Genomic DNA, 14,976 nt, shown 5'->3' with positions numbered 1-14,976 from the left:
CTTGGACACTCCTTCACCTCCCGACTTGTTTCCGGTCGGGCGCACGAGTACCCCTGACGAACGAGTTCAGAGCACATCTGGCTGCCCGCGCCGCTCACGCCGGAGATCGAGCGGCGGGGCATCAGCGGCCTCAGCGCGTGGCCTGCGCTCGAGGGGGTACTCCGCACCTCATGGTTCGGCTACCGAAACCGGGACACACGAGTCATCAGCTGCACTCGGACCAGGACGCGGAGGCGGCCCCGGGCTCTGCTGCCCATCGACCACCTTCACACCTGGGGTACACCTACGGCCCCGACCAGGAGGTGGAGCGACGCGCCCCGGACACTCCGGCCGATCTGCCGAAACGGTCCTGGGGTGCGGTGTTCAAGGGCAGCCTGAGGGAGTTCAAGGACGACGAACTCACCGACCGGGCCGCCGCGCTGACCTACTACGGGGTGCTGTCGCTGTTCCCGGCGCTGCTGGTGCTGGTCTCCCTGGTGGGCATCGCCGGAAAGTCCACTACGGACGAGGTGCTGAGCAACCTCAAGCAACTCGCCCCCGGCTCGGCACGCGACCTCATCACCCGGACCGTGGAGCAGCTACAGGGCAATGGCGGCACCGGCTCCATCATGGCGATCACCGGCCTGGTGCTGGCCGTCTGGTCGGCGTCCGGGTATGTGGCGGCGTTCATCCGCGCGTCCAACGCCGTCTACGAGATGCCCGAGGGGCGCCCGGCGTGGAAGATCCTGCCCGTGCGGGTCGGGGTGACGGTCGTGCTGATGGTGCTGACCGTGGCCAGCGCACTGATCGTGGTCTTCACCGGCGGCTTGGCCCGCCAGACCGGGGCAGCCCTGGGGATCGGGGACACCACGCTGACGGTGTGGTCCATCGCCAAGTGGCCCGTCCTGGTCATCCTGATCACGGTCATGCTCGCGCTTCTCTACTGGGCCGCCCCGAACGCCAAGGTGAAGAAGTTCAGGTGGATCACGCCGGGTAGTTTTCTGGCTCTGGTGATCTGGATGATCGTCTCCGCCGGGTTCACGTTCTACGTAGCCAACTTCGCCTCCTACAACAAGACCTACGGCACGATGGCGGGTGTCATCGTCTTCCTCGTCTGGTTGTGGATCAGTAACCTGGCGATCTTGCTGGGCTTGGAGTTCGACGCGGAGACAGCGCGTCAGCGGGCGATCGCCGGCGGCCACCCGTCGCATGCCGAGCCGTACGTGGAGCCGCGCGACACCCGAAAGTGGGATGAGCAGGACCTGCGCCACATGGATGAGACCTGACCGCGGTCTGTGAAGGCGACTGGACGGTCTGAAAGGTATGGGGGGCTCCAGTTCGGGTCCGTCGCCGTACTGCACGCCGTCCTGGACACGGTGGTCGACTCCTGCACCGAGGCCAGCGTCCAGGTCCGCTCCGATCTGACCGCGCTGGAACGACGCGTCTTCTCCCCGGATCGCGAGGACCTGACCGAGGAGATCTACTCTCTCAAACGCGAGGTCGTCGAATTCCGCCACGCTGTCCAGCCCTTGGCCCCGGTGGTGCAGGATTTCGCGGGAGCCCACGCCGGATGGCCCCAGAACGACGACATGCTCCGCATTTCCGCCTCGGCTGCGATCCTGGCCAGTCCGACCCTCATCGTTGGTATCTACGGCATGAACTTCGCACATATGCCGGAGCTGAACTGGACGTACTGCCCTGTGAGCGCCGGGTAACACGCCCGCGCAGGTCAGGATCCGGCAGCGGACTCGTGATGGGCCAGCTCGGCGGCCAGGCGCCGCATGACCGCGCGGTTGGCACGCAACATCACCGCCCGGACAACGGGCGCCAGCAGGCGGTCGGCGAGAGGGGCGAGAACCCAGGAGTACGTGAACGAGACGTGACTTCCGCCGGTTTGCAGCGGTTCGATGGTGTAGGTGCCGTAGGCCAGGCGCCGACCGCCCGCGCTGACGTTCCGTTCGACGATGCGCCGCGGCGCGTCGGCCTCGACCACTTCGATGGTGACGTCGGTCTTCGTGCCACCCAGCGCAGCGGTGACGGTGGCGCACGATCCTGTGCCGCGGACGGGACCGCTGTAGCGCCAGTCGGTCAGATAGTGGTTCGTGAACCGCTCGTGGTGAGCCATGACATCGAGGAAGTCGTAGACCTGCTCGGGCGTGTGCGGAACTTCGATCGACACGGTGACAGACCTCATGTACCACACGGTACATAGGTCATGTACCAATTGGTACACTCACGATGTGGTGAATACGGATGACCCGCATCCTGAGAGCAACGCCGCCCCCGGCACGGACGGGGACCGGCGCGCTCAACTGGTCGACGCGGCCGTCGACCACGTCACGGCACACGGCATCGCGGACCTGAGCCTGCGCCGCCTTGGTGCCGCGATCGGTGTCAGTCATCGCATGCTGATCCACTACTTCGGCACCAAGGAGCAGTTGCTCGTCGAGATCGTCCGGGCGTCGGAACGGCGCCAGCGCGATCTGCTGTCCCGGCTCCACGCGGGGCCCGGTCTTTCGCCCGCTGATGTCGCACGACTTCTATGGCATCAGCTGACGGACCCTCGGCTGGCCGATCAGGAGCGGCTCTTCTTCGAGATATGCGGGCACGCACTACAGGGCCGCCCCGAGGCCGTCCCGATCCTGGAAGGGCTCGTGACGGACTGGCTGGAACCGCTCGTGGCCGCCGAGGTCGCCGCGGGGGCGGATCCGGTCGCGGCCCGGAACCGCGCGAGGCTGGGACTCGCCACCGTCCGCGGATTGCTGCTCGACCTGCTCGCCACCGGTGACCGTGCCGGTGTCGACGCGGCGATGGAGGAGTTCCTCCGGCTGTACTACGGCCTGGAGTGATGGCCGTGACGTGACCGTCGATCTCCCGCACCCGCACCCATGGGATCAGCCGCACCACGGTGCGGTCGGTGAGTGCTCTGACCGGGAAGGTTCGCCGGGTCGGCAGCTTCGCCTCGATAGTCTGCACGGCGTGATCGACTCATACGCGAGTTCTGACGATGCTGCAGTCGCGATAGCCGGGGCACGGGCTGGCGCGGACGTGGTCCGCAACATGTACGGCCAGCGGCTCAACCGCATCGACAAGGGTGCCGGGGACTTCGCCACCGCCGCCGATGTGGAGGCCGAGAAGACGATCCTCGGCGTCATCCGTGCCGCACGGCCCGATGACGCGGTGCTCGGCGAGGAAGGCGGGCAGCAGGGCGCCACCGACGCTGTGCGCCAGTGGTTGGTGGATCCCCTGTGCGGCACGCTGAACTACGCCGTCGGCACCATGCTGGTGGCTGTCAACGTGGCGCTGCGCGATGGGGCGGCGGCGGTGGCTGACCCGTTCAGCGGCGAGGTTTTCTTCACCGACGGGGAGACCGCCTGGGTGCGGCATGACGGGGCCGACGAGGCACTGCTGACGCCCACGTGCGCTACCCGATTGGTGGACGTCAACCTGGATCCGCCGTTCCCGAGTGCGCCGGGATTCCGGGCCGTGGATCTGCTGGCCCACCCTGGGTTCATCGAACGTTTCCGGCCGCGCGTCGTATCCACGACGCTGGCGCTGGCCTGGGTGGCTGCCGGCAAGCGCGCCGCGTATGTCACCGATGGCGGCGACCTCTCCGGGAGCGTGCATTTCGCGGCCGGCATCGCTGTGTGCCGGGCTGCTGGCTGCGTTGTCACCGGCATCGACGGTGCCCCGATAGGTGAGGCAGGTCGTGGGCTTGTGGTCGCCGCCGACGACGAGACTCACGGGCTGCTGATGTCGATGATGCGCAGCTGAAGCCAGTGCTGTGACCGCATGGGTTTCGCCGGGCCGGGTCAGGCTGCGGCCTGGAGGGACCTGCCGCCCCAGCGGATGCCCTTCTCTCTGCGGACCCGGGCACGTTCACGGCGTTGAGCTGCGAGGACGTCTGGGTGACGGGCGTTGGCATACCGCTCGCGCCGCTTGCCGCTCCAGGCCGAGGCAGTCCTGTCCCATTTCGAGGGCGTGACGGCTTTTCAGATTCGGCCGAAGGGAGCCTATGCCACCCGCTCCCCAGACTTCGACTTCCGGAAGCGAGATCTCCGCCCGCCCTTGTCCGCCCCTGGCCCATTGTGGATCATGGCCTGACGAGCATGATCGGGCCGCGATGGCGCGGCACACACAACGGGGATGAGCGAATGAAGCGCAGGTGGAGCGCCGCGATGGCGACCATGGTGATCGTTACGGGGGTGGCGGGCTGTTCCGGGGGAGATGGCGAGAAGGCCGTCGGCCCTGCGTGCGACAAGGGCAGCTACGAATGGTTCAACGTCTCCCGGCAGTCGGTCCTGACCGACCTGGGTCGGACACGCCACTACGACAAGGGGCAGAAGGTCAGCACCAAAGATGTCCGAGAGGTCGCCCGCTACACCAGGTCCGTCCGGACAACAGGGGGCAAGCTCTCGCAGCAGCGGGTGATCCACTCCCTTGCCCGGCATCTCAAGCTGCCCGCCGACGAGCTGGCCGGCGATGTCAACGGCTTGTCGGCCAGGACCACCGCCAATGACCGCTCGAGCTACGGCCTGCACGAGGCGGAGGCGTCCGATCGCTATGTCCCCGCCCGCGCCGCCACTTTGATCGAGGCCGATTTCCGGTACCGCTGCACGGGCCGGGGCAGGGCCGCATCGGGCCACGTGGTGACCTGGCAGGCGCTCGAGGTGGGCGCCGTCGCCTGTGGGCGAAAGCCGGAGAAGGGGCTGAGCGACGGGGTGCGCGAGGCCGCGCGGCTGGGGTGCCGAGCGGGGGATCCCGCCGCCGCCTGAGGATGCCCAACGGCGTGCGGGGACGGGCTGCGGCACCCGTTCCCGCCACGGCCAACCGGAGTGCCTCAGAGGTCATCTGGAAGGGTGCCTCCTGTCGCGCTGGCGCCCGAGGGTTTCCTCGATGGCCTGCTCAATGGTGTGCTCGTTGCCGTGCAGGGCACCTGGCCGGTCCGTCTCGACTGCGGCATAGCGGAAGCCGTGAGCAAGATCGCATGCGGAGCAGCCGACTAAGACCGCGGCTGGGTCGGTCACCGCATGCGGAGCAGACCAGCCTGTCGAGCGCGGCATCCACTACCCGCCAGTCGTGACGGTCGGGTCCGGCCGCCACCACCTCGGCAAGTGCCGCGGCTTCCTGCGAGCCGCTGGCACCCCACTGGCGCAGAAAGGCAGACCATTCGTCTTCCAGGATGCCGTCCACCAGCTCGCGGCACGCGGTGCAGGCGGGTGCACCGCTGTACTCGCATCCGCCGCATTCGGCACAGCGGCGCAAAGCCGCCCCGACCGCGGGTCTTGCCACGGGCCTTCCTCCCTTCGGCGCCGGTACGGCATGGAAGACGACGACCGGCAATCGCGTTGCTCACTGCCCTGGCGAGTTTCCAGCTGCGCCTGCACGAGAGAAGCGGTTCACGGCTTCGGTGCTCCCAAACTGCTGGGAGTGAAATGCGCGTCGCAGGCTCATACCGCGCACGCGCTGACGGTGGCGGCACTGCTGCTTCAGGAACTGGGCGACCACAGCCAGGCCCCGGGCTTCACGCCGATCGAGGCGCTGCCGACCGCGGCGTCGAGCCCGGCGAGGCACGCTTCATCATCGACGTGACGAATGCCCAGCCCGAACTCCTCGCCACCCGGCCCGGACAGACCTGACCGGCGACAAGAACTACTTCGGCCGCGACTTCGAGCATCAGTCGGCCGGCCACGGCATCCGACTGCTGCGGCCAACCGCAAGGGCGAACCGTGGCTCAGCTCCCCCGACCAACTCGACACCTACAACCGCGTGTACGAGAGGTTCATCGCCGGTCATCGTCCGGCACGTACCGATGACGGTATGGAGCGGCCTCACCGACGCGGTCGCCAACAGTGAGACGGACGATCGCACGCCGTCCGGCATCTCCGCTCGGCCACTTCCCGGAGCGGTTACCGATACCGACGCGCTCCAGGACCCTCGAACCGGCATTCCCGTCCACGCCCGGGGATCCACTTGCCTCACGACCAAGAAGCTGGACGGAACAAGAGGACACCGGCGGGTTCCCGTCGACATCGGAGGCGTCCGGATCGAACCCGGTGATGTCATCCTCGGCGATGCCAACGGCGTGATCGCCCTGGCGCCGGACACCTTGGCCGCCGTACTGCACGATGCGGAGCTCTCGGACCGTGCCGAGCCCGGCCTCCTCCGCCGGATCGTGGGGGCTGGGTACGGCGGTCTTCATCCGTCCGTGACACCGGGGCCGTCTCGGCCTGTGGCCTGGGTGGAACGGCAGCCGGTGCGGCAGTGCCGCCAGGAACGCCCGGTCGCTCGAGCTGAACCGGACGTTTCCTTTGCCGAGTTGGCGTTCCAGGGCCGCGATCTGGTTTCCGCGAACCTGTCTCGCATCATCACGCTCTACCCCGGCGATCTCGTGTTCACCGGTACCCTGCCGGAGTCGGCCAGGGCCGCCAAGCCCGGCGGTTCTCCACCCCCGGGCAGCAGCTGCGCAGCTGGATCGACGGAATCGGCGAGCTCGACCAGGTCTTCGCGAGTCCCCGGAGGCATAACACCATGAGCCTGCACCGACTGACCAGCGTCACCATCGGCGTTCCCGATCTCGACGCGACGACCGCCTACTACGACGCATTCGGTCTCGAGCACCGCGGTGGGAACGTGTTCGCCACCCGCGACGGCGGGGAGCAACTGCGTCTCGTGCGCACACCCACCCGTCGGCTGGTGGAGATCGGCATCGGGGTGGACGATGCGGACGACATCGCCCGCATCGCGACGAACCTGGAACGACTCGGTGTTCCCCGCGGCTTCGATGCCCACGTCCTCCGAGCGACCGAACCGATCACTGAGGTGGTGGTCCGTGTCGAAGTCGCACCCCGCATCGTGGCACAACCGGTGCCCGCTACCCCCTACAACGGCCCGGGTCGTGTGGAGCGCAACGGCCGCGCGCCCGGCGTGCTCCGCACCGGGGCGGTCCGGCCCAAAAAGCTCGGGCACGCGGTCATCGGCACGACCAATCTCCACGCCACCACGGGCTTCTTCACCGACGGCATCGGTTTCAGGATCAGCGACTACATCGACGACAAGGGCGCGTTCATGCGGTGCTCCGTCGACCACCACAACGTACTGGCGATGGCCGCACCGGTTGCGTACCTGCACCACACCAGCTGGCAGGTGGACGACATCGACGAGGTCGGGCGGGGCGCGACCGCGATGCTCGAGAACCACCCCGAACGCCATGTGTGGGGACTGGGCCGCCACCACGCCGGATCGAACTTCTTCTGGTACCTCAAAGACCCGGCCGGCAACTTCTCCGAGTACTACTCGGACATGGACTGCATCCCCGAAGACGAGATCTGGGAACCCGAGGTCTGGAAAGGGGCGGAAGGCCTGTTCAACTGGGGCCCACCCCCACCACCCTCGTTCCTTCACCCGGAAGACCTCGCCGAACTCATGACCGGCCGGCACGCACCCCGAAGCTGAGTCAGGACCTAACGGGACTGATCGAAGAGCCAGCCTGTGCCCAGGCGAAGTGCGGGCTCACCGGCGTCGTTCCGGGCGTGTAGCTGGTGAACAGCACATGGCTGTCGGCCCGGCGTGCGCGGTTCAGCAGGGCCCTGGACCGGGCTTCGAACTCCCCCTTGGGCAGGTCGTTGGCCCACTCCCCGCGGGTGATCTGTGCACCGGCGCTCTCCAGCGCGTTCATCAGCGTCCAGGTGCCGGGCTTGCCGAACCGTCCCTCGCGGTAGGGGACCACCGGGTCGTCGATGGAGTGATCGGCCCAGATCGGGATGTGCGTGGTGCTGTCCATGGTCGACGGGTCGCCCCAGTTGGCGGTGGCCAGGGCCGCGGCGAAGGTGTGGGGATGCCTCGGGAGCAGGTTGAAGATGCCTCGCGCACCCGATGACAGGCCGACGAGATAGAGCCGGTCCGCGTCGACGGGGCGCTGCATCGTGAAGGTGTCGATGAGTTCGACCAGCGCTGCTCGGACCTTGGGGTCGGTCCAGTCCGTATTGCCGGGCCCGTCCATGGGGCGGGGCAGCGGGATCTGCGGGGCGAGCACGAACGCGGGGTGCCGACGCTGACGTTCCGGCTTGGCGAAGGTGACGGCGATGCGATTGGCGGTGAGCTGGGTCATGTTGTTGTCGGCGACCTCGCCGCCGCCGTGCAGGGTGATGACGAGTGGATACCGGGTGGCCGCCCCCGGACTCCGCACGAACTTTTCCGGCTGGTAGAGCCGGAAGGCCAGCTCGAAGCCCGTGGAGTCGGTGAACGATCCCGCGATGAAGTCGTCGACCACCGGGGTGATGACGTCGTCGTTCCGGATCGCCCACGGCCCGGCCGGGAGCACCAGGCCGCCGCCGGGCGTCCTCACGTCGGCCACCTGCCGGACGGCGTAGGCGCGGTGGAGCGGAAGAGGATCGGTGCCGGAGGCCTGCGCATTGGCGTCGTCCGGGTCGAGCTCGATGACGAGGTATCTGCCCGGCCGTCCCGCATCGGGGTGGTCGTCCGTCCTGGCCACGGTGTTCGGGTAGGCCCGGATGACCGTTCGGGCCGCGCTCTGCCTGCCGAGGTCGGCGGTGACCTGGAACGCGGAGGGCGGGATGACGCCGCCGCGCATGTGGAGGGGGTGCGCGTAGCGGATGGCGACGGCGGTCACCCGCCAGTTGTTCCTGGGCGTCACCCGTGTGATGAGGGTGGTCCGCAGAGCGGGATTGGCTCCGGATGCCACGGGCCGTCCCGGCGCCGGGGCATCGGCCGCCGCAGTGGCCGCGCTGATCACCGTCGAGGCGGTGACGGTACCCGCGGCCATGGTGAGCGCCGTACGTCTGGTGATGTCTCTCATGGGTCCTCCGTAAGGTGTCGGGCGGCCCGCGAGGGCCGGACATGGAGCCGATTGCCTGGTGCGGTGAACCGAGAACGATCCGTACGGTGGGGCGAGCGCCGACGCGCGGCCGAGCGGCGTCATTCCTGGGCGAGGCAGGTGGCGGGCGTCGCCTGTCATGGGTGAGTCTCCAAGCCGTGTCCCAATGGTGCCCAGGATCGGACCTGGGATCTGTCGATGCGTCATGTGCATCAATCCGGAGGCGTGCTCGTGCCCCCCAGAGCGACGGCTGTCCGGGGGCGCGGTGTCGGCCGCGGTTCTGGCTGGGCGCCGGATCCGACCCACAGGCGGCGGTTACCGCGGGCGCTGGAGGTTGCTCCGACAGATCGACACCGTCGGCCTCGACAAGACGGGCACCCTCACCTTCGGGCACATGAGCGTTGCCCGGCTCACGGCCGTGCCGCGAGTTGGGGGAGGGTACGGGGCTGTGGCTGGTCGGCGCGGTGGAACGGGGCTCGGAGTATCCGCTGGGTCGGGCGATCGCCGCGTACGTGCGAGCGCGCCCTGCCCGGTGGTGCCCGTTGCCCCGGGTGAGCGACTTCGCTTCGACGGCGGGCCGGGGGTGCGCGGCCTGGTCGACGACCGGCGGGTCGAAGTCCTCGCCCCGGACGACGCGCTGCCCACGGAACTGGCGGAAGCCCTCGCGGCCGCGGAGACGGCGGCACACACACCCGTCGTGGTGCGCGTCGACGGGGTGGCGCAGGCCCTGATCGCCGTCGGCGACGTCCTCCGCCCCGGCAGCCGCCGGGCCGTGCACCGGCTGCGGCGGCTCGGCGTACGCCCGGTCCTCGCCACCGGCGACCGGGGAAGCCCCGCCCCGCTCCGTAACGCCTCCCTCAACGCGCTCCCCACTGACGGCTGGCGTTAGCGGTTTCCTCGCCGCGTGGTGATCCCATTGCTGATCAAGACGACGATACCGAGGACGCCGAGGCCCGCCCCGGCGTAGCCGACGAGTTCTCCACGGGCTTCGTTCTTCTTCTCCTCGTCGTAGCTGAGAGATTCGCCGCCTACCCTCACGCACCACTGACCGGGACTCATCGGGCTGCCGTCGCACTCGACGGCGTCGCCGTTCATGAGGGCCTCGGCGTTGATGAAGAACGCGGTCATGCCGACGATGATCAGAACCCAGCCCAGGACCCTGAGCCATGGCCGCCCTGAGCTGCGCATTCTAAAGATCCTTTCCATCCCGATGTCAGAAGGCGACGCCCGCGAGCCCACGGGCCCACCAGCCCTCAGCCCCTCGGCACCACCCCCGTGCGACCGGCACCCCCGTACGGCACCCTGCCCCAAGAGCCGAGCCGAACGTCACCCAACGGGTGCGATACGGAGGACGGCGGTGGTGTCGAGGATCTTGACGACCTTCAGGCTCATGGCATCGTTGATGGTCGCGGCGGGTCCCTCGCCGCAGCTGAGCCTGACGCCGCCGTTGCCCTCCGAGGACACTCCGCCGCCACCGGAACAGCCAGAAACGCTGTAGCCCGACCCCGTCAGCGGCGCGGCCATCGCGACCTCGCCGCCGGTGATCGCCGTCACCTCGATCGGCCCGAGGCCGTACTTTTCCGGCACTGTCACGCCGTCCCCCACGGCGACCTCGATCTCACATGTCCCGTCAGCGCACGGCCCGGTCGGTGAGGGCGACGGCGTGGCCGTTTCCGTGCGAGTCGGACTGGGGTCCGGCTCCGGTGTCCCGGAGCCGGACCCACTGGGCCGACCCCCGGCGGGGGACTCGTCCGAAGAACCCGAGGAACACGACGTGAGAGCGGCGAACACGACAGCGACAACAACGGCGACGACGGCGGTGGATGACCTTCTACGCAACATGGCCGCCATTGAACCCCGCCACGACCGGGACCCCTCCCGGCCGCCCCGGACAGGCGCGGGGCGGTGGTCAGGATTGGGCGCGGGCGCCTAGTCGGCGCAGTTCGGTCTCGTCGACGGCGAAGCCGAGGCCCGGACCTTCGGGGACGGTGATGTGTCCGTCGACGACTTTGACCTGCTGGTCGGTGATCTGCTGGCGGTACTTGAGGAGCCCATCAGGCGCCTGTCGCCATGGCCCCCAGCCGGTGACCGCGCCGCTTTCCCGCAGGCCGACCTGACATCGGTTACGGCGGCCCAGGAACTCGTCGAGCCCAGCTTCGCCCTCGCCCATCTGAGCCGATACGTCGTGAGCCAGGGCCTGCGCAAGACACTGGAGCCCGCACCACGACCAGTCGCCGACTTCGGCAGCTCCGCTCGGCGCGCCTCCGGGCAGACACCCGTCCGGTCGCGGGCGACCTCAGCGTTGCCGACGACCTTCGGGCGAAGGACACAGCCGTTGGCCGACCGTTCCTCGCGCCCGGCGCCACGACCGGCCCCGTCCCGCGACGCGTCGCGGCCCTTCTGAGCACTCCCCCCGCCGCCACCGCCATCGCACCAGCCGTCGCCGTGCTGCCGCTCCTGTGCAGCGCTACGTCCGCGCTGGGAGCAATGACCGGGGCGGTGCACCTGCACTGCGGCGTGGAGATCGCTCAGAGGGAGAGCGCAGGCGGCTAGCCGGATCGTCATCCTACGGTTCTCATGGTGAGACACATGGATCTGACTGCGGCATCTCTCGTACCGGTCAACGTCACCCTAGGCGTCCTGCTCGCCGTCCTGCTGATATCGGCGGCGGGCGCCGTCGCATGGTTTCACCTGGCACCGGACATCCGGACCAACAGGTCGCGTGAGGTGCTGACGGCCGGACTACGGGCAGCGCTCCAGCTCATCGCGGTGTCGCTCGTGATCACCTGGGCCGTCACATCCCCGCTGGGTCTGGTGATCTTCCTGGCCGTTATGTTCACGGTCGCCGTAAGAACCGCCGGACGGCGGATCACCAGCGATGACTCCTGGTGGCTGGCTGCGGCGCCCATCTTCGCCGGTGTGGTCCCCGTCGTCGCGGCGCTCGAACTGACAGGGCTCGTCCCGCTCAAAGGCATCACCCTGATCCCGATCACGGGCATCCTCATCGGCGGCGCGCTCACCGCGACCGTACTCGCCGGACGCCGCTCCCTCGACGCACTCTCCCTGCGCCATGGCGAGGTGGAAGCCGCGATGGCACTGGGTTTCCCGGACCGGGACGCACGCCTGGAAATCGTCCGGCCCGCGGCCTCGGACGCTCTGCTGCCCGGCCTCGACCAGACCCGTACCGTCGGCCTTGTCACGCTCCCCGGCGCCTTCGTCGGCATGCTCTTGGGCGGAGCCACACCTGTCATGGCCGCGGCGGTACAGCTGTTCGTCCTGATCGCTCTCATGGCGGTTCAGTCCGTCGCGGTCGGGGTGACGGTCGAACTCGTCGCCCGCGGCCGTCTGCACCGTCCCCGCCAGGACGGAACGAAGCCCTGACGGAGTCCTGTCATCCAAGCAGGGGAACCGCGAGGAGGCCGGGACGGCACCGATCCCGAGCACGGCAACGGCGATGGGCCATAGCCGCGGGGGCGGTGCGGCCGACCTCATCGGTGTCCAGCGCTCCGGGGGCTACAGGGGCTAGGGGCTGTCTTTAGTTGTGATCAAGATCGGCGGTACCTGCCGATCCGGTAGGACTGTGGTGTGACGCGTACGCAACTCACGGACGAAGAGTGGGAGTTCATCGGGCCATTCCTGCCGGTCGGCAGGTTCGGCCCGTACCCCGACCGGCTGCGGGATCAGTTCGAGGGGGTGATCTGGCGGTTCCGCACCGGCAGTCAGTGGCGGGAGATGCCCGAGCGGTTCGGCGCCTGGCAGACCGTCTACAACCGCTTCATGCGATGGCGGGACGCGGGTGTTTTCCAGGCCCTGCTGGAAGAGGCGATCGCCGAGGCCGTCCGCAGGGAGGAAATCGACATGTCGCTGGTCAGCGTGGATTCCACCACCACGCGGGCTCATCACGACGCGGCCGGCATGCGGGTCAGCGAAGAGACCCTGGCCGCGCTCGAAGAGGCGGCCTCGCAAAAGGGGGAGCGTCCGGGGAACAAGGCGGACAGGACGGCGAAATCGATCCGGTCCGCGCCGAACGCCGACGCATCCGCTTACGACGGCGGGCACGGCTGAAGGCCGCCCTGCTCGGGCGGTCCCGCGGCGGGCTGACCAGCAAAATTCACCTGGCCGCCGACCGGCGATGCCGGCCGATGGCGCTCCTTCTGACCGCCGGGCAGGCCGCCGACAGCCCCCAGTTCATCCCAGTCCTGAGCAAGGTGGGGTCCGTCTACCCGTCGGCCGTCCCCGCACCCGGCCCGCCGCCGTGGCCGGCGACAAGGCCTACTCCTCCCGCGCCAACCGCGCCCACCTGCGCAAACGCCGTATCAAGGCGGTCATCCCGGAGAAGAAGGACCAGGCAGCCAACCGCAGGAAGAAAGGCAGCCGGGGCGGCAGGCCCGTCACCCACAACGCCGATCTCTACCGCGATCGCAACACGGTTGAGCGGGCCATCAACAGGCTGAAGGACTGGCGAGGCATCGCGACCCGCTACGACAAGACGTCCGAAAGCTACCTCGCCGGACTGCATCTCCGCGCAGCGACCATCTGGATCAGCAGCCTCCTGAAAGCCAATTGATCACAACCGCAGACAGCCCCTAGGGGACGAGGGCCCGGACGGGGTGGCGGGGGCCGAGGAAGACGACGATGCCTTTGCCTTCGGGGGAGGGATGGGAGGCCTGGGCAGCCAGGAACGGCCCTCCGGCGCGTCGGCGGTGACCGCCTCCAGGAGGCGCGCCGCGCCGCCGGTGCCGCGTGCGGAGACGGCGAGTTCGTCTATCTCGCGTGCGCCGCACAGCCACTCCGCCGTGCGGTCGGGGCCGAGGCTCACCGCGGCCTGCGGGTAGCAGCGGTCGGTGGGGAAGGGGGCGAGAGTGGTCCAGGCGGTGGCGAAGCCGGGGCCTGCGTACGTTGACCGGAAGCCGCCCCGCGAACTCGGCCGCCTTCTGCGCGTCCCCGTTCCAGGGCGGGGCGCAGAAGGCATCGACGTGGACGGAGCGCAGGGCCGCGGTGTGGTCGAGGAGCCCGGCACCTTTGACGATACGAATGCTCATCGCGCCGCCCCCACCACGGAAGCCGCCGGGCGGAGCGCGGCGTACCCCAGGGGTGCCCACGGGGCGATCGACACATCCAGCGGCACCGGCGCGCACGAGTAGATCGCCGACGGCCGTGATCATGGCGTTGTCGGTGCACAGTTTGAGCGGTGGCACGCGCAGCGTGATGCTTGCGGCCCGGCAGCGCTCCTCGGACAGCGACCGCACCGTCAGTACGTCGGCCACCGCCTCCTGAAGTGAGGCCGCCCCGTCGGCCACCGGCAGATCACGGCCCGCGTGGCTCTCCGCCCAGCGCGAGCCGCCCGGTCGATGGCCGGACCGCCGGGATACGGCAGCCCCAAGACCCGCGCGACCTTGTCGAAGCACTCACCGGCAGCATCGTCGAGGGTGTCGCCGAGGTGGACGATCGGATCGCGGGCGAGATCGCGGACCAGGAGCAGCGAGGTGTGCCCGCCGGAGACGATCAGCACCATGCAGGGGTCGGGCAGCGGGCCGTGCTCCAGGGGGTCGGCGGCGACATGACCGGCGAGGAGGTGCCCCCGTACAGCGGAACACCCAGGGCGTACGCGAGCCCCTTCGCTCTGGCCAGCCCCACCTGGAGCGCGCCCGACAGGCCCGGCCCGGTCGTGATGGCGACCGCGCCGACATCGGACAGCGTGAGCCCGGCCTCGTCCAGCGCCCGCCGGATCACCGGACGCACCGCGTGCACATGCGCGCGGGCGGCGATCTCGGGCACGACACCGCCGTACCGGGCGTGCTCATCCATGCTCGACGCCACCGCGTGGCCGAGCAGCGATGGGCAGCCACAGCGTGCACTTCCCGTGCCTCGTTGCCCCGGTCCGCGGGGGAGCACCGACTCGACCGCCACTCCCGATAGCACCAGCCGCACTGCGGTGATTTGCCCGCCCGCGTGGGCCGCGCTGTACGACCGCGCCGAGGGACGCCCGGGAGGACACCCCGAGCAGATACGGCTCGGCGAGCGGGTTGCGCACCAGCGCGATCGCCAGGACCAGGGGGGCGCCCGGCCCTGCGGACAGTGCCCTCGCTCCGTGGGCGACGGGGGCGCGTCCTTCACCGGGGTCGTCACCGGAACCGCGCGGGGTGCAGTCCGCGCGCGAG

15 protein-coding genes and 3 pseudogenes are annotated in these 14,976 nt (G+C 69.3%); 11 read left to right on the top strand and 7 right to left on the bottom strand.

Features of this window, described 5'->3' with window-relative positions:
* The first annotated feature begins 170 nt into the window (after window positions 1-170).
* Both SSOG_RS00215 and SSOG_RS00210 read left to right on the top strand, forming a co-directional pair.
* Window positions 171-1,265 carry a YihY/virulence factor BrkB family protein gene (locus SSOG_RS00215; RefSeq protein ID WP_106516329.1) on the top strand — a complete coding sequence of 365 codons (1,095 nt, stop codon included), beginning with the start codon at window positions 171-173 and terminating at the stop codon, window positions 1,263-1,265.
* 9 nt (window positions 1,266-1,274) lie between these two features.
* Window positions 1,275-1,694: a CorA family divalent cation transporter gene (locus SSOG_RS00210; RefSeq protein WP_009712160.1), complete on the top strand. Its 420-nt coding sequence runs from the start codon at window positions 1,275-1,277 to the stop codon at window positions 1,692-1,694.
* 14 nt (window positions 1,695-1,708) lie between these two features.
* On the opposite strand, the gene SSOG_RS00205 is transcribed toward SSOG_RS00210, so the two are convergent.
* A complete protein-coding gene (locus SSOG_RS00205) occupies window positions 1,709-2,173 on the bottom strand; it encodes an SRPBCC family protein (protein ID WP_039940380.1) in 465 nt (154 codons plus the stop codon).
* 46 nt (window positions 2,174-2,219) lie between these two features.
* Here SSOG_RS00205 and SSOG_RS00200 point away from each other — a divergent pair, with 46 nt between their 5' ends.
* The 6 genes from SSOG_RS00200 (at window position 2,220) to SSOG_RS00185 (ending at window position 7,434) form a co-directional block, all read left to right on the top strand.
* Window positions 2,220-2,828, top strand: coding sequence for a TetR/AcrR family transcriptional regulator (locus SSOG_RS00200; protein WP_039936167.1), 609 nt, complete (start codon window positions 2,220-2,222; stop codon window positions 2,826-2,828).
* Between the two features lie 130 nt (window positions 2,829-2,958).
* Window positions 2,959-3,753 (top strand): inositol monophosphatase family protein, encoded by a 795-nt coding sequence (locus tag SSOG_RS00195; RefSeq protein WP_039936165.1) that lies wholly within the window; start codon window positions 2,959-2,961, stop codon window positions 3,751-3,753.
* 404 nt (window positions 3,754-4,157) lie between these two features.
* Complete coding sequence (locus tag SSOG_RS00190; RefSeq protein WP_154685873.1) at window positions 4,158-4,754, top strand: hypothetical protein; 597 nt, start codon at window positions 4,158-4,160, stop codon at window positions 4,752-4,754.
* Between the two features lie 547 nt (window positions 4,755-5,301).
* The gene (locus tag SSOG_RS52030; protein ID WP_154685872.1) at window positions 5,302-5,571 is read left to right on the top strand and encodes a hypothetical protein; all 270 of its coding nucleotides are present in this window, start codon (window positions 5,302-5,304) and stop codon (window positions 5,569-5,571) included.
* 220 nt (window positions 5,572-5,791) lie between these two features.
* Entirely contained in the window at window positions 5,792-6,514 is a 723-nt protein-coding gene (locus SSOG_RS55315; RefSeq protein WP_009712153.1) for an RraA family protein, read from the top strand.
* On the top strand, window positions 6,511-7,434 hold the full coding sequence (locus tag SSOG_RS00185) for a VOC family protein (RefSeq protein WP_009712152.1): 924 nt from the start codon (window positions 6,511-6,513) through the stop codon (window positions 7,432-7,434). The genes SSOG_RS55315 and SSOG_RS00185 overlap by 4 nt, the downstream gene beginning before the upstream one ends.
* Window position 7,435: 1 nt before the next feature.
* On the opposite strand, the gene SSOG_RS00180 is transcribed toward SSOG_RS00185, so the two are convergent.
* Window positions 7,436-8,797 (bottom strand): PHB depolymerase family esterase, encoded by a 1,362-nt coding sequence (locus SSOG_RS00180; protein WP_086015775.1) that lies wholly within the window; start codon window positions 8,795-8,797, stop codon window positions 7,436-7,438.
* Window positions 8,798-8,954: 157 nt separating this feature from the next.
* Between SSOG_RS00180 and SSOG_RS47905 the strand changes: the two genes are divergently transcribed.
* Window positions 8,955-9,704: an HAD family hydrolase gene (locus tag SSOG_RS47905; protein ID WP_078510206.1), complete on the top strand. Its 750-nt coding sequence runs from the start codon at window positions 8,955-8,957 to the stop codon at window positions 9,702-9,704.
* On the opposite strand, the gene SSOG_RS00170 is transcribed toward SSOG_RS47905, so the two are convergent.
* The 3 genes from SSOG_RS00170 to SSOG_RS00160 all read right to left on the bottom strand — a co-directional run bounded on the left by SSOG_RS00170 (window position 9,701) and on the right by SSOG_RS00160 (window position 10,985).
* Window positions 9,701-10,003 carry a hypothetical protein gene (locus SSOG_RS00170; protein ID WP_009712149.1) on the bottom strand — a complete coding sequence of 101 codons (303 nt, stop codon included), beginning with the start codon at window positions 10,001-10,003 and terminating at the stop codon, window positions 9,701-9,703. The two genes, SSOG_RS47905 and SSOG_RS00170, sit on opposite strands and share 4 nt — an antisense overlap.
* 138 nt (window positions 10,004-10,141) lie before the next feature.
* The gene (locus SSOG_RS00165; RefSeq protein WP_009712148.1) at window positions 10,142-10,420 is read right to left on the bottom strand and encodes a hypothetical protein; all 279 of its coding nucleotides are present in this window, start codon (window positions 10,418-10,420) and stop codon (window positions 10,142-10,144) included.
* A 304-nt stretch (window positions 10,421-10,724) separates the two neighbouring features.
* Window positions 10,725-10,985 (bottom strand): hypothetical protein, encoded by a 261-nt coding sequence (locus SSOG_RS00160; protein WP_009712147.1) that lies wholly within the window; start codon window positions 10,983-10,985, stop codon window positions 10,725-10,727.
* 419 nt (window positions 10,986-11,404) lie between these two features.
* Between SSOG_RS00160 and SSOG_RS00155 the strand changes: the two genes are divergently transcribed.
* The gene (locus tag SSOG_RS00155) at window positions 11,405-12,196 is read left to right on the top strand and encodes an ABC transporter permease (RefSeq protein ID WP_009712146.1); all 792 of its coding nucleotides are present in this window, start codon (window positions 11,405-11,407) and stop codon (window positions 12,194-12,196) included.
* A 204-nt stretch (window positions 12,197-12,400) separates the two neighbouring features.
* A pseudogene (locus SSOG_RS47900) lies at window positions 12,401-13,382 on the top strand (IS5 family transposase).
* A gap of 19 nt (window positions 13,383-13,401) precedes the next feature.
* Here SSOG_RS47900 and SSOG_RS55310 read toward each other — a convergent pair.
* Window positions 13,402-13,857: pseudogene (locus SSOG_RS55310) on the bottom strand (GNAT family N-acetyltransferase).
* A pseudogene (locus tag SSOG_RS00140) lies at window positions 13,854-14,725 on the bottom strand (tRNA (adenosine(37)-N6)-threonylcarbamoyltransferase complex transferase subunit TsaD). Before SSOG_RS00140 ends, SSOG_RS55310 begins: the two co-directional pseudogenes overlap by 4 nt.
* Window positions 14,726-14,976 lie beyond the last annotated feature (251 nt).

This window comes from Streptomyces himastatinicus ATCC 53653 (genome assembly GCF_000158915.1).
GTDB lineage: Bacteria > Actinomycetota > Actinomycetes > Streptomycetales > Streptomycetaceae > Streptomyces > Streptomyces himastatinicus.
This window is presented reverse-complemented; position numbering and strand designations above follow the sequence as displayed.

Coding starts and splice junctions, on each gene's coding strand:
- SSOG_RS00170 (WP_009712149.1), bottom strand. CDS start 10,003: ATGCGCAGCTCAGGGCGGCCATGGCTCAGGGTCCTGGGCTGGGTTCTG.
- SSOG_RS47905 (WP_078510206.1), top strand. CDS start 8,955: ATGGGTGAGTCTCCAAGCCGTGTCCCAATGGTGCCCAGGATCGGACCT.
- SSOG_RS55315 (WP_009712153.1), top strand. CDS start 5,792: ATGACGGTATGGAGCGGCCTCACCGACGCGGTCGCCAACAGTGAGACG.
- SSOG_RS00160 (WP_009712147.1), bottom strand. CDS start 10,985: ATGGGCGAGGGCGAAGCTGGGCTCGACGAGTTCCTGGGCCGCCGTAAC.
- SSOG_RS00190 (WP_154685873.1), top strand. CDS start 4,158: ATGGCGACCATGGTGATCGTTACGGGGGTGGCGGGCTGTTCCGGGGGA.
- SSOG_RS00155 (WP_009712146.1), top strand. CDS start 11,405: ATGGATCTGACTGCGGCATCTCTCGTACCGGTCAACGTCACCCTAGGC.
- SSOG_RS00185 (WP_009712152.1), top strand. CDS start 6,511: ATGAGCCTGCACCGACTGACCAGCGTCACCATCGGCGTTCCCGATCTC.
- SSOG_RS52030 (WP_154685872.1), top strand. CDS start 5,302: ATGGAAGACGACGACCGGCAATCGCGTTGCTCACTGCCCTGGCGAGTT.
- SSOG_RS00205 (WP_039940380.1), bottom strand. CDS start 2,173: ATGAGGTCTGTCACCGTGTCGATCGAAGTTCCGCACACGCCCGAGCAG.
- SSOG_RS00180 (WP_086015775.1), bottom strand. CDS start 8,797: ATGAGAGACATCACCAGACGTACGGCGCTCACCATGGCCGCGGGTACC.
- SSOG_RS00215 (WP_106516329.1), top strand. CDS start 171: ATGGTTCGGCTACCGAAACCGGGACACACGAGTCATCAGCTGCACTCG.